This window comes from Anaerococcus sp. Marseille-Q5996 (genome assembly GCF_946893725.1).
Classification (GTDB): Bacteria; Bacillota; Clostridia; order Tissierellales; family Peptoniphilaceae; genus Anaerococcus; species Anaerococcus martiniensis.
Window position 1 is genome coordinate 91528 of sequence record NZ_CAMPPE010000002.1, and the last position, 12886, is coordinate 104413.

The following is a 12886-nucleotide window of genomic DNA, read 5'->3' on the forward strand; positions in this document are numbered from 1 at the left end:
ATATAATTATTCAGATAAAGGAAGGAATTTTATGAAAAAAAAGTTAAGTTTTAGAGAAGTTATACTAGTGGGATCCCTGCTATTTGGATTATTTTTTGGGGCAGGTAACCTAATATTTCCACTAGAATTGGGTCAAAGATCTGGAGTAAATCTTGGTCCTGTAACAATTGGATTTTTGATTTCTGCAATTGGATTGCCTATCTTAGGGATTGTCGCAACAGGCCTTAGTGATAGCGATTCATTATTTGACTCAGCAAAACCTGCTGGAGATTTTTTCGCATATTTTTTCACTATTTTGCTTTATTTAACTATTGGGCCAGGGTTTGCCATACCACGTACTGCTACAGTTTCTTATGAGGTAGCTCTTAAGGGAATGGTTGGGGCTAATGATACTATTTATTTACTGGTCTTTTCAATAGTATTTTTCTTACTAGCTTATTATTTTGCAGTAAAAAAAGGCAATTTGATAGATATAATTGGCAAATATATGACACCAATTTTTTTAGTTTTGCTTGCAATTATTGCAATATTAGCTTTAGTAAAACCTATGGGGCCAGCAGCAGCCATAAATCCTACTGAAAAATATCAATCTAATCCTTTTACAGTTGGAATCATAGATGGCTATAATACCTTAGATGCACCAGCATCATTAGCATTTGCCGTTTTAATTATAGCTGCTATCAAAGACCTTGGAGTAAAGGAAGCTGCTGATATTGGACGCGAAACCTTAAAGGCAGGTTTGGTTTGCTTGGTAGGTATGGGTATCGTTTATTCATCATTAGCATTTTTAGGATCTAGTTCTGCCCATATTGTGGATGGGGGAGAAAATGGAGCTATAATTTTAGCAAAAATAGCTAGCCACTATCTAGGTTCAGCAGGACATATTTTACTAAGTCTAATAGTATTTCTTGCGTGTTTAAAAACTGCAATTGGATTGATTTCAGCTTGTTCTGAGATGTTTAGTGAGATGCTATCATTTAAAGTTACTTACAAACAGTACTGCATAATCTTTTCCATAGTTTCATTTTTAATAGCAAACCTAGGATTAAGTAAAATTATTTCTCTGTCCATACCAGTTTTGATGTTCTTATATCCCCTTTCAATCGCCCTAATATTTTTATCTATGCTTTCAATAAAAACGGGCAAAAGGGAAATAATATATAAATGGACTTTAGCACTAACAGCTGTTGCGGCATTTTTTGATTTATTGGCTAATTTGCCAGAAAGCATATCACATAGTGCCTTTGTAACAAATATTCTAAGTCTGCCAAATAAATTTTTGCCAGGTTTTGAATTAGGATTTGGATGGGTAATACCAGCAGCAATTGGTTATATAATAGGATATATCATTGATAAAAACACAAAAAAAAGTAAAATAACTTACACTACAGGCAAGTAGCTTTAACGAGCAAGGCTTGCCTTTTTTGTGAGGAGAATATGAGATTAAGATTTAAACCAAATGCAATTCCAGAGATGAAAGAAAATGACAGGATATTCTTTTACCCTAGAGATATGAAGGGCAAGTGGCATGAAGTTTTTGATAACGAAAATCCTATCCACCTAGAAATTGGTGCAGGAAAAGGAGACTTTATCATAGAAAAAGCCAAAGCTAATCCTGATATAAATTTTATTGCCCTTGAGATGAATACAAATGCCTTTGTAATTGCGAGTAGAAAAATAATAGAAGAAGAGCTTACAAATGTCATCGGTTTAGTAGATTATGGCGAAGAGTTAACAGAAACATTTGATAAAGATGAAGTAGATTATATTTACATTAATTTTTCCACTCCTTGGCCAAAAACAAAACACCACAAAAGACGATTGAGTCATCCAAGATTTTTAGAAAAGTATGAGAAAATTATAAAATCTCAAGGCATTATCGAACAAAAAACAGATGACCTAGAATTTTTCGAAGACTCATTAAAATATTATGAGGAATATGGATTAGAAATTCTAGAATCAAACTTTGATTTAGCTGAACAAGAATCTATAGTCACAGAATATGAAAGAAAATGGAGAGACCGCCAAAAGCCTATTTATTATGCTAAAGCTAGATTTAAGTAATTTATATTGACATTATTAAAGTTAAACTTTAATTTATTAAAAGATGTAGTATAATACTATTAAATAATAAATAAAGGAATTAATATGAATAAATCTAAAAATAAATTTTGGCAAGGATTAATCAGTGCTTTGATTGTTGCAGGACTGATTATAGCTGCTTTTTTATATGCAAAAAGCATATTTGATGTAGAAGAAGAAACCAAAATATCTTCAGAAACTGTAGAGTCAGCCCTTAAAGAAGCAAAAGAGCTGACAACTTTAAAATACCATTACAAAAATATTGCTTCATTTGAAAATAGCCAACAATTTCAAGGAATGACCATTCCATTTACTAAAAAAAGCTTTTTATATACCTATGAAGGTGAAATCCATGCTGGAGTTGACCTTGAACAGGCAAAGATAAATATAAATGAAGAGGCTAAAACCATAAATGTTACATTACCAGAGACAAAAATACTAAGTCATGATATAGATGAAAATAGTGTAATGGTTTATGATGAAAAAAATTCTATTTTTAATCCCCTAGAAATGAAGGACTATTCAAACTTTAGAAAAGAGGAAGAAGCAAAAGTAGAAAAAGAAGCTATAGATAAGGGTCTGCTTGATGAGGCAAAAGAACAAACCTTAAAGGCAGTAAAAGATATTTTATTACTAAATCCAATAATAGAAGAAGATTACACTGTCAGTGTTAAATAAAAACTAGGAGTTAAATGCTCCTAGTTTTATTTTGCAAAATTATAAATAATTGTAACAAGGGGATATAAAATTATTTGATGGGCTATATAAATTGGCATGGCGTATCTACCAATTTTTGCGAGCGTGCTATCCCTGCCATGTCTATCATAAAAATTTTTGTTTTTTAATGACTTACCCCAGTAAAAACCATATAGGTATATAAAAATCCACGGTATAAGCGGGAAATAATCGGTTGAATGAAAATCACTTGATGGAAAACCAAGATAGAAAAAATTTAAGTCATATAGATTTTTAAAAAATTGATTATCATAGAGGATTCCTCTTGGAACTTTGTATGAAATTATAAAAAGGATTAAAAAAATAACAGCCCGTTTTGGTGAAATATCCTTATAATTTTCAATTAGCCCTACAATTATCATGCAAGCCCCCAGTCCATTTAAAACTCCCCAAAGAATAAATTGATTTGGTGCTGCAACATAGGTAATTAGTGTGATTGCAAAACCAATTAGGCTTGTTTTTACTCCACGTTTTATGTTTTTTTTAGGGCTTAAGAAATTTGATGTGATACCTGATATGATAAAAAATGAACAAGCTATTGATAATTGCCATATTTTATTTAAAATTGTTCCATCATACCAATCAATTTGCCAGTAATAATTTATGTTATACATTAAATGAAAAAGCACCATGGAAATAATAGTAAAACCACGCCACTTATCTAGATTATAATTTCTTTCCATGCTAATATTATAACATAAATATTAGTAGGAGGTCTTATGTTTGAGTATAAATTTGAAAAAGTGGTTATAAGCAATGGTTTAAAAGAAAGTCAAGATAATAATATGGAGCAAGTAGAAAAAGCAATAGCAGATCATGCCAAGAATGGTTGGAGATTGGTCCAAGTTTTAGTTGTTCTAAAGAAAAAGCTGGTTTATTTATGATAAACTACTACAATATTATATTTGAAAGAGAAATTTAGAAAATTAAAAAGCCCCTAAGAGGGGCTAAAATTTTATCTTATTTTTCAAGTTCTCTTACAAATGTTGTGACGTGAGTTGGCAAATCTTCTGGAGTTCTTGCTGTAATTATGTTGCCATCTACTACAGTTTCTTCATCAACCCAGTTTGCTCCGGAATTTTTAACATCTGTACTAATAGTTTTAACTGATGTTGCTTTGATATCTTTTAAAATGTCAGCTTCAACTAGTATCCAAGGTCCGTGGCATATAGCACCGATTATTTTTCCGGATTCATTCATTTCTTTTACAAAGTTAACTGTAGCTTCACATTTTCTCATCCCATCTGGAGAAAATCCACCTGGCACATAAACTGCATCAAATTCATCTGCTTTTGCATCAGAACTTGCTATGTCAGATTTTACCTTGTATACTCCTGCTTTTCCTTCGTATTCTGTTTCAGCTTCAGTACCTACAAGTACGACTTCATAATCTTCTCTAAATCTATGGTAAGGGTAAATTAATTCACTTTCTTCAAATTTATTTTCAACCAATATTGCTATTTTTTTCATTAAAGCCTCCTTTTAGAATTCTATAATCAACGTTATTGTATATTTACCCGAATTATATATTTTTAATAAAATTGTAAAATTCTGAAGCCTCGACCTTATGGTCGTTTCGAAATTTTAATGATATTAGATGTAGATTTTCACGTGCTCTAGTCATTGCTACATAAAACATTCTGCGTTCTTCCTCCAATTGATCGTTTTTGCTATTAAAATCAAAAATCATTGGAAATTCACCCTTTACTAGGTCAACGATAAAAACATTGTCATACTCAAGACCCTTAGACTTGTGAATGGTGGATAATATAATATTTGATTTATTTCTTCTGTTTAATATTTTTTCAAAAACTTCTATTTTGCTATAAAATTCATCCAAATTTTTTAATCCTTTGGAAAAATTAATCATGCTTTCCATATACAAATCCTTATTTATCACAACTTCATAATATTTATTAGAAAACATTTTGATATACTCTCTATAACCCATGGTCTTATAAATATAAGCAAATTGTTTGTCTACAGACATATTTCTTAAGTTTTTAAATTCTTTTTCTTTTCTTAAAAGTCCATAGGCCTTTTCATCATCTATGTATTCGTGGAGGTAGTCAAAGACTGTATAATTTTTTGGTTTTAATACTAGCTTTTCAATTTCCTCACGTGATAAATAAGTTTTTACCATATAATAAATTTCTGTAAAAAGCTCTACATTATAAAAATCATTGGAAAAATTAATAATATTCACCATATCTTTTAAAATTTTAGAATCAAAAAAATCTCTAGATCCATTATTTATCGCAAAATCAATCTCAGCATCCATGAGAAAACTAACTAGATTTAGGGAAGAAATATTGTTTCTATAAAGAATCGCATTTGTTTTATTAGCTTCAATATTTTTTAATATATAAGAAAAGGCATCCATACTATCCTTGGCATAGTTTTTATGAACCTTGCTAGTTGCTTTTTTATTTGTAAATAAGTTTTTTTCGTACCTTTTTTTATTTTGCCTTATAAAATCATTTGAAACTTTTACAATATTTGCTTGTGACCTGTGATTTTCATCCATGGTAATTATTTTGGAATCAGGAAATATTGATTTAAAATTTAAGAGATAATCCGGTTCTGCAGCTCTAAAAGAATATATGGACTGATCATCATCAGCAACTACCATTAGATTATTTTCTGGATATATAATTTTTTCTATGATCTTAAATTGCAATAGAGAAGTATCCTGGCCCTCGTCTAGTTGGATATATTTGTATTTATTTTTTACAGAATTTAAAAGATTCGGATGCTCATTTAAAAGTCTTAGGGCTATGGTCTGCATATCATCAAAATCTATATAAGAATTTTCTTTTTTGAAGTTTTCGTAAGTATAATAAATTTTCTCAACATTCTTTATCTGTGATTTTTTTAGATAAGAAAGATCTGCCATGCTATTTCTCATGTAACCAACTTCTGTAAAAAAGTTTCGTAAATCTTCTGATGACATTAACTTGCCATTTATATCAAAATAAATTTTTTGTATGAGATTGTATTTATTGTAGCTTTCATCGCTTTCCAATATTTTTAATTCTCTTTTAGATTTTTTATAGTAATTTCTAATGATTAAATAGCAAAAGGCGTGAATGGTCATGAAATTTGATTTATTTTCATTTTCTAATTCAAATCTACTTTTCATATCAAGGGCCTGGGTCCTGGAAAATGTGAGTGATAAAATATTTTTAGGATCTATTTGATTTTCTAATATTTTTATTCTTTCTAAAAGCATGGTAGTCTTGCCAGCTCCCGGCACTGCAAGAACCAAGCAGGGACCATTTTTATGGTTTGCAGCTTGAATTTGTTTTTCTGTAAGTTTCATATAAATATCATACCATATTAAAATTTATTAAAATATGGTAAAATTATAAGAGAATACATATATGGGGGTAACAATGCTTACAACAAATTTTTTAAAATCAAGAACATCAACTAGAGAATATAAAGATACAGCTATAGATGAAGCTACTAGAAAGAAATTATTTGAAATCGTAGATGCTGAGGCAGAAAAGCTTGGCAAAGATGATTTATCTTTTTTAGTAAATACTGATGGGGAGTCTATTTATAAAGCCCTAGAAGGTGTAGCTGGCTACCGTGGAATCATGATAAAAGCTCCAGCATATATTGCACTTAATTCTTTAAATACAAATCCTGCATCGATTGTAAAAGGTGCTTACGGTATGGAAGAAATTATTACAAGACTTAACGAACTTGGACTTGGATCGTGCTGGATTACAGTAAATGATGTAGAAACAACAGTAAAACAATCTGCATTTAACTTCACAGATGGTGATGTAAATTTACTTTTAGCAGTGGGCTATCCACTAGATGAGCAAGTGCGTCAACGTAGATATGATGATAGGGTAGCTACTGAAGATTTAGTATTCCTAGGAGATTTTGATACACCAGCAACAGATGAAGACCTAGAACAAAGAGGATTAAACGATATTTTTGACTATGCAAAATTTGCTCCATCAACTCACAATGAACAACCTTGGAGATTTGTAATTATAGATGATGAAATCAAATTATACATCGAAAACTTTAAGGGAGATGTAAATCTAATCGATGCTGGTATAATAATGTATTATGTAGATGAACTTGGAAAATCCCTAGCAATGACAAGTGGATGGGACATCAATCCAGAAATTTCATCTGATAAATACACATATATAGCTACTAAGAAAATGTAAAGATAGGGCGACTTTTAGTCGCTTTATTTTAATTGGAAGGTAAAAATGATTAGATTATACACAGAAAATGATTTTGAAAAGATGAGAGCAGCAGCAGAAATTTTATGCCAAACTCATCTAGCTATCCAAGCAGTTATAAAAGCGGGTATGACAACCAAAGAACTTGATGACTTTGCAAATAAATTTATAGTAGAGCATAAAAAGGCTATACCAGCCCAGCTAGGCTATGGAGGATTTCCATACACACTTTGTATATCTGTAAATGATGAAATTTGTCATGGTTTTCCAAGTGACTACGTCCTAAAAGATGGAGATATAGTTTCTATAGATAATGTTATCGAATACAAGGGAGGTCTTGCTGATTCTTGCTGGTCATATTCAATCGGCCAATTATCAGAACGAGATCAAAAACTAATGGATGTAACCTTGAAATCCTTAGAAAGAGCTGTTGAGCAGGCAAAAGTAGGAAATAGAATAGGTGATATAGGTCATGCTATTCAAGAATATGCCGAAGTTGAAAATGATTTTTCAGTTATTCGTGATTTTATAGGCCATGGCATTGGAAAAGAAATGCACGAAGACCCACAAGTCCCACACTATGGCAAAGCTCACCGTGGTCCACGCATCCAAGCAGGTATGGTTTTTACAATTGAGCCAATGATTGCAAGTGGTAACTGGCCTATGGAGCTTGAGGATAATGGATGGGTAGCAAAAACAAAAGATGGATCAAATGTTTGCCAATTTGAGCACCAGTTAATAATTCATGAAAATGGGCCAGAAGTAATAACGGACCAAAGAAAATATTCTCTCACTCAAGAAGATATGGAATTTATCAACAATTACAAATTTTAGTGGAGTTTAGTTTTGCAATTAAGTTCAATCGAAACCTTAGAAGACAAAAACTACTTTGAAAAACTTTATCAAAATGCATTTCCAATTGAGGAAAGAATTGAGATAGATACTTTGTATAATCTTATAGAAGAAAATTTAATAGAAATTGATATTTTAAGAGAAAATGATAAGAATATTGGATTAGCTGTCATATATTTAAATCACAACATTCATTTGCTTTCATATTTTGCTATCGAAAAATCTTTTAGGGGAAAGGGATATGGAAGTTCTGGATTAGGGGTCTTAAAAGAAAAATATGATGATTTGATAATTGAAATTGAAAGTACAAAGTTTAAAGATGCTGATGATTATGCTATAAGAAATAAAAGAAAAGCATTTTATATCAAAAACGGATATCAGGTTTTGGATGCAAGTGTAAATTATTTTGGTATTGAGATGGAATTAATGTCTACCACCAAAGATGCGGGTCTAGATGAATATTTTGATACCTATTTAAATATATTTGAAGAAGACTTCATAAATGAAAATATAAAACGTATAAAATAGATCTTAGATTATTTAACTAGGGTCTTTTTTATTGCAAATTTAAATGTTGTTTTGATTAGATAAAAGTTTTCCAAATTGTATAGTTTTATTATAATATATAATTTATAAGGAGATTATGATGAGCGAATACTTTAAAAAATCAGACTTAGATAAATTTAATGATGGAGATTTAGGACAATTACACAAAGAACATTGGGATAATTTTCTAAATTATTATGCAAATGTAATGGCTGAGGGTAAACTTCCAGTAAGAACAAAAGCCCTAATCGCTCTAGCAGTAGCTCATGCAGAAAAATGCCCGTATTGTATTGATGCATATACAACAAAATGCTTGGATTTAGGATTAAGTAAAGAAGAGATGATGGAAGCAGTTCATGTAGCAAGTGCTATGCAAGCTGGAATTACCCTAGTAACAGGCGTTCAGATGAAAAATATGATAGATGATTTGGAATTTTAAGTGGATTATTTTAAAAAAGTAAACCAAGCAGTTCCTAGCTTTGATGAGAGGGTAGGATACGAACTTAAAACAAAAAACGAAATCGATACCCTACAATTAAATATTACAAGAACCTGTAATTTATCCTGCAAACACTGCCATCTATCTTGCCATCCAAATCGCACAGAAGATATGAGCCAAGATGTAGCTAATAAATGTATTGATTTGTTAAAGTCATATAATTTTAAGACGGTAGATATTACAGGTGGAGCTCCAGAGATGAGTGGAGTTTTTAAATATCTAGTAGAAGAGTCCACTAAGCTCGGCAAAAATGTTATGATTAGGTCAAATCTAACCATATACAATGATGAGAAATACAAAGATATACCTATTTTTTTGAAAAATCACAAGGTAGATATAATAGCAAGTCTTCCTTTTTATGAAAAAGATAAGACTGATAAAATGAGGGGACTTGGGGTTTTTGAAGACTCTATTAGAGTTTTAAGACGATTAAATGATTTGGGATATGCTAGGGATCCTAATTTAAATTTAAACCTAGTTTACAATCCATCTGGTGCTATAATTCCTCAGGCAGAACAAGAGCTAGAGGCTATATATAGAACAAAATTACTAGAAGAATATGGCATAGTTTTTAATGATTTATTTGTTATTACAAACTCACCAATTGGAAACTTTGGAAAGTGGCTTGATAAGTCTAATAATTTAGACCGATATATGAAAAGGCTTTATAATGCCTTTAATGATAAAATTGTAGATGATGTCATGTGCAGGTCAACTTTATCAGTTGATTATGATGGAAACTTACATGATTGTGATTTTAACCTATCCCTTGGCATGGGGATAAGGTCCAAAAATAAAAATATTTTTGAAATCACTGCTAAAGATTTAGAAAAAAGGCCTATTGCTACTGCTAATCATTGTTATAGTTGTACAGCAGGAGCGGGATCTTCCTGAGGCGGATCTTTGGAGTAGGCTACTCCTAAAGAATTTTTAAGAGAAATTTATTATAGTTAAAAAATATATAATTTAAAACAAAAAGAGCAGGCTAATAAAAGCCTGCCTTTATTCATTAAAATTTCCCGATACCTAGCATTTTTTTATCAGCACCCTTGTGATAGGCTGATTTTACTAAAATATCTATAAGTTCTTCGTAACTAATGCCTGTTGCATTTGCTTCTAAGACATATGGAGAAGAGGTCTTTGATAAACCTGGCATAGTATTTATTTCCATGATATATGGCTCGCCATCGGCATTTAGTCTTATATCTATTCTTGCATAAGTATTACAATTCAGAGCCTTAAATGATTTTATAGCTAAATATTTCATCTCTAGTTCTAATTCTTCATCAATTTCTGCTGGTGTTGTTTTGATGGTCCATTTATTCTTAACAACATCTTTGGTCCTAAAATTTACTCCGCTTTCTTTATCAAAAGTAATTTCTGTTACTTCCAATGCTTTTATTTCACCCATATCTTCTAGAACACCAACTGTAAATTCTCTACCTGGCAAGAATTCTTCTATGATAATAGGTGGGTTAACTTCTGAGAAAATTCTTTCTAAAGTTTTCTCTAATTGCTCTTCATTTTCAACTAAAGAATCATTTCTGATACCTACTGATACAGCTTCAGATTCTGGTTTTACAAATAGTGGGAATGATTCTTTTAACTCTTCCTTAAGCTCATCATCTTTTGAAAATATTATTTGTGATTTAACAATTGGTAAACCATGAGAGGCTAAAATAAGATTTGCTGTTTCTTTTGAAAGGGCTATAGCCTGAGCAAGCATGCCACTTCCAACTATTGGAATTCCGAGTAATTCTAAGGCTGCAAATACATTTCCTTGCAATTTTAAGTTTTCTAATGGATCATAGTGGATAAAAATTACATCCAATCCGTCAATTTCCATAATATTTCTCATCATATCGATATTAGCTGGTACTTCAAAAACCTCATGGTTATTGAATTCCAAAGCCTCTTTGATTGATGATAGCATATTTTTCATAATCCTATCAGCATTTGGATTTACTTGTCTGATTTCTTCTGTCATGTTTTCGTATTCTGCGTATACTAATGCAACTTTCATATGTACTTTTCCTTTTAAAACGTTAATATAATAAATTATTTGCTAACAAACAAAAAGAATTAGGTTTATTCGCCCAATTCTTCAAGTGAGATTTGATTTTTGGTATTTTCGCGTTCACTCATCATTTGATTGTAGCATTCTCTGCATAGTGGTTCATATTTATCTTTTGAACCGATTTGGATTCTTGATTCATCTGTTGATTTTCTATATGAGGCCCAAGCATCCTCTCCACATGATGCACAAATGGCATGGTGTTTTGTTAGTTCATCTGCAATTGGCATTATTTCTTTTATTATTTCAAATGGTCTGGTTTTGTAATCCATATCTAAGCCAGAAACTACAATTGTAATATTTTTTGCCATTAGCTCATTAAAAATATCGATTACTTCTGTTGGGTCATTTGGGAAAAATTGAACTTCATCTATGCCGATAGCATCAAGTTCGTGTTTAGTAGCATAATCTAGGACATCATTAAGATTTTCAACCTTGATTGCATCAAGTTCTAAATTGTCGTGGGAAACTATTTTTTTATCATCATCACGATTATCAATGGCTGGTTTAAATGCAGCTATTTTATAATTTGCAATGCGCATCCTATATAGTTCTCTCCATAGGGAAGTGGTTTTTCCTGAAAACATTGATCCTGTATGAACTATTAGTTTTCCTTGTTTTTTCATTTTTTACCCTTATACATTAAATCTAAAGTTTACAACATCACCATCTTGCATGATATAGTCCTTGCCTTCCATTCTTAAAAGGCCTTTTTCACGGGCAGCATTGATTGATCCGCTGTTTACTAAATCATCATATGAAACTATTTCTGCTTTGATAAAACCACGGGAGATATCAGTGTGGATTTTGCCAGCTGCATCAACTGCTTTTGTACCATCTTTTATAGTCCAGGCACGGGTTTCCATTTCACCTGTTGTTAAGAATGAAATTAAATCTAGGGTTTTGTAACTATCTTTGATAACTTTATCAGTGCCAGACTCGTTTAAACCTAACATTTCTAAAAAATCTGCCTTTTCTTCATCTGTGTCTAGTTCTGAGATTTCTTGCTCAATTTTAGCAGATACTATAGAAACTTCTGCATTTTCATTTGCAGCAAATTCACGAACTTTTGCAACATAAGGATTGTCCACGCCATCATTTGATGCATCTTCTTCATTTACATTGCATACATAGATGATAGGCTTTGTTGAAAGAAGTTGGTAAGAACGGAGCAATTTTTTCTCATCGTCAGTTAGATTTAGGACTCTTGCTGATTTCCCTTCTTCAAGAACAGCTTTAACTTTATCTAAAACTTCGACTTCTTTTGCAACTTCCTTGTCATTTCTTGCAACTTTTCTACGTTTTTCTAATACTTTTTCAATCATATCTAGGTCTGCAAAAATTAATTCTAAATTGATTGTTTCAATGTCACGGATTGGGTCAACTGATCCATCAACGTGTGTAACATTTGGATCATCAAAACATCTTAAGACCTCAACAATAGCATCTGTTTCTCTAATATTTGATAAAAATTGATTACCAAGACCCTCACCTTTGGAAGCACCTCTTACTAGTCCAGCTATATCATAAAATTCAATTACAGCTGGAACAATTTTTTTAGATTCGCTGATTTTTGATAAAACTTCAAGTCTTTCATCAGGCACATTTACTAGTCCCACATTTGGATCAATTGTAGCAAAAGGATAATTTGCAATCAGAGCACCAGCCTTTGTAATAGCATTAAATAAAGTTGATTTTCCAACGTTTGGTAAACCTACAATTCCAAGTTTCATTTATTTTATCACCCCTCTATTATTTTTACACGATTGTATTTATTATAATTGATTTGCCAAAAAATTCAATCACTGATATGCTACCAAAAAGAGGCCAAAAAGGTATAGTTAAGGTATGAAATCAAGGAATTTTAACATTTCAATAAAGTTATTT

General features: G+C 31.3%; 15 protein-coding genes. 9 read left to right on the top strand and 6 right to left on the bottom strand.

Annotation, left to right across the window (positions count from 1 at the left end; genetic code table 11):
• The first annotated feature begins 31 nt into the window (after positions 1-31).
• The 3 genes from brnQ (at position 32) to OC526_RS02910 (ending at position 2760) form a co-directional block, all read left to right on the top strand.
• The gene (brnQ, locus tag OC526_RS02900) at positions 32-1399 is read left to right on the top strand and encodes a branched-chain amino acid transport system II carrier protein (protein ID WP_262122089.1); all 1368 of its coding nucleotides are present in this window, start codon (positions 32-34) and stop codon (positions 1397-1399) included.
• 38 nt (positions 1400-1437) lie between these two features.
• On the top strand, positions 1438-2064 hold the full coding sequence (trmB, locus tag OC526_RS02905; protein ID WP_262122090.1) for a tRNA (guanosine(46)-N7)-methyltransferase TrmB: 627 nt from the start codon (positions 1438-1440) through the stop codon (positions 2062-2064).
• 84 nt (positions 2065-2148) lie between these two features.
• Positions 2149-2760: a DUF4230 domain-containing protein gene (locus tag OC526_RS02910; protein WP_262122091.1), complete on the top strand. Its 612-nt coding sequence runs from the start codon at positions 2149-2151 to the stop codon at positions 2758-2760.
• Between the two features lie 26 nt (positions 2761-2786).
• On the opposite strand, the gene OC526_RS02915 is transcribed toward OC526_RS02910, so the two are convergent.
• Entirely contained in the window at positions 2787-3500 is a 714-nt protein-coding gene (locus OC526_RS02915; protein ID WP_262122092.1) for a DUF1624 domain-containing protein, read from the bottom strand.
• A gap of 36 nt (positions 3501-3536) precedes the next feature.
• Between OC526_RS02915 and OC526_RS02920 the strand changes: the two genes are divergently transcribed.
• On the top strand, positions 3537-3701 hold the full coding sequence (locus OC526_RS02920) for a DUF4177 domain-containing protein (protein ID WP_262122093.1): 165 nt from the start codon (positions 3537-3539) through the stop codon (positions 3699-3701).
• 76 nt (positions 3702-3777) lie between these two features.
• On the opposite strand, the gene OC526_RS02925 is transcribed toward OC526_RS02920, so the two are convergent.
• A complete protein-coding gene (locus OC526_RS02925) occupies positions 3778-4287 on the bottom strand; it encodes a type 1 glutamine amidotransferase domain-containing protein (protein ID WP_262122094.1) in 510 nt (169 codons plus the stop codon).
• Positions 4288-4339: 52 nt separating this feature from the next.
• Positions 4340-6139 (bottom strand): ATP-dependent helicase, encoded by a 1800-nt coding sequence (locus OC526_RS02930; protein WP_262122095.1) that lies wholly within the window; start codon positions 6137-6139, stop codon positions 4340-4342.
• A 73-nt stretch (positions 6140-6212) separates the two neighbouring features.
• Between OC526_RS02930 and OC526_RS02935 the strand changes: the two genes are divergently transcribed.
• From OC526_RS02935 to arsS, 5 genes are all read left to right on the top strand, one after another.
• The gene (locus OC526_RS02935) at positions 6213-7010 is read left to right on the top strand and encodes a nitroreductase family protein (RefSeq protein WP_262122096.1); all 798 of its coding nucleotides are present in this window, start codon (positions 6213-6215) and stop codon (positions 7008-7010) included.
• Positions 7011-7055: 45 nt separating this feature from the next.
• Positions 7056-7862, top strand: coding sequence for a type I methionyl aminopeptidase (gene map / locus OC526_RS02940; RefSeq protein ID WP_262122097.1), 807 nt, complete (start codon positions 7056-7058; stop codon positions 7860-7862).
• A 12-nt stretch (positions 7863-7874) separates the two neighbouring features.
• Positions 7875-8408, top strand: a complete 534-nt coding sequence (locus OC526_RS02945; protein ID WP_262122098.1) for a GNAT family N-acetyltransferase — start codon at positions 7875-7877, stop codon at positions 8406-8408.
• Positions 8409-8526: 118 nt separating this feature from the next.
• Positions 8527-8865: an arsenosugar biosynthesis-associated peroxidase-like protein gene (locus OC526_RS02950; protein WP_262122099.1), complete on the top strand. Its 339-nt coding sequence runs from the start codon at positions 8527-8529 to the stop codon at positions 8863-8865.
• Positions 8866-9819 (top strand): arsenosugar biosynthesis radical SAM (seleno)protein ArsS, encoded by a 954-nt coding sequence (gene arsS / locus OC526_RS02955; protein WP_262122100.1) that lies wholly within the window; start codon positions 8866-8868, stop codon positions 9817-9819.
• A 115-nt stretch (positions 9820-9934) separates the two neighbouring features.
• Here arsS and OC526_RS02960 read toward each other — a convergent pair whose 3' ends face one another.
• From OC526_RS02960 to ychF, 3 genes are all read right to left on the bottom strand, one after another.
• Positions 9935-10948 (bottom strand): ATP-grasp domain-containing protein, encoded by a 1014-nt coding sequence (locus OC526_RS02960; protein WP_262122101.1) that lies wholly within the window; start codon positions 10946-10948, stop codon positions 9935-9937.
• 65 nt (positions 10949-11013) lie between these two features.
• Positions 11014-11625 carry a thymidine kinase gene (locus tag OC526_RS02965; RefSeq protein WP_262122102.1) on the bottom strand — a complete coding sequence of 204 codons (612 nt, stop codon included), beginning with the start codon at positions 11623-11625 and terminating at the stop codon, positions 11014-11016.
• A gap of 9 nt (positions 11626-11634) precedes the next feature.
• The gene (gene ychF / locus OC526_RS02970) at positions 11635-12732 is read right to left on the bottom strand and encodes a redox-regulated ATPase YchF (RefSeq protein WP_262122103.1); all 1098 of its coding nucleotides are present in this window, start codon (positions 12730-12732) and stop codon (positions 11635-11637) included.
• Positions 12733-12886 lie beyond the last annotated feature (154 nt).

What these genes read in the sequence shown, in the direction of transcription:
- brnQ (WP_262122089.1), top strand. Translation starts at nt 32, where the DNA reads ATGAAAAAAAAGTTAAGTTTTAGAGAAGTTATACTAGTGGGATCCCTG.
- trmB (WP_262122090.1), top strand. Translation starts at nt 1,438, where the DNA reads ATGAGATTAAGATTTAAACCAAATGCAATTCCAGAGATGAAAGAAAAT.
- OC526_RS02910 (WP_262122091.1), top strand. Translation starts at nt 2,149, where the DNA reads ATGAATAAATCTAAAAATAAATTTTGGCAAGGATTAATCAGTGCTTTG.
- OC526_RS02915 (WP_262122092.1), bottom strand. Translation starts at nt 3,500, where the DNA reads ATGGAAAGAAATTATAATCTAGATAAGTGGCGTGGTTTTACTATTATT.
- OC526_RS02920 (WP_262122093.1), top strand. Translation starts at nt 3,537, where the DNA reads ATGTTTGAGTATAAATTTGAAAAAGTGGTTATAAGCAATGGTTTAAAA.
- OC526_RS02925 (WP_262122094.1), bottom strand. Translation starts at nt 4,287, where the DNA reads ATGAAAAAAATAGCAATATTGGTTGAAAATAAATTTGAAGAAAGTGAA.
- OC526_RS02930 (WP_262122095.1), bottom strand. Translation starts at nt 6,139, where the DNA reads ATGAAACTTACAGAAAAACAAATTCAAGCTGCAAACCATAAAAATGGT.
- OC526_RS02935 (WP_262122096.1), top strand. Translation starts at nt 6,213, where the DNA reads ATGCTTACAACAAATTTTTTAAAATCAAGAACATCAACTAGAGAATAT.
- map (WP_262122097.1), top strand. Translation starts at nt 7,056, where the DNA reads ATGATTAGATTATACACAGAAAATGATTTTGAAAAGATGAGAGCAGCA.
- OC526_RS02950 (WP_262122099.1), top strand. Translation starts at nt 8,527, where the DNA reads ATGAGCGAATACTTTAAAAAATCAGACTTAGATAAATTTAATGATGGA.
- OC526_RS02960 (WP_262122101.1), bottom strand. Translation starts at nt 10,948, where the DNA reads ATGAAAGTTGCATTAGTATACGCAGAATACGAAAACATGACAGAAGAA.
- OC526_RS02965 (WP_262122102.1), bottom strand. Translation starts at nt 11,625, where the DNA reads ATGAAAAAACAAGGAAAACTAATAGTTCATACAGGATCAATGTTTTCA.
- ychF (WP_262122103.1), bottom strand. Translation starts at nt 12,732, where the DNA reads ATGAAACTTGGAATTGTAGGTTTACCAAACGTTGGAAAATCAACTTTA.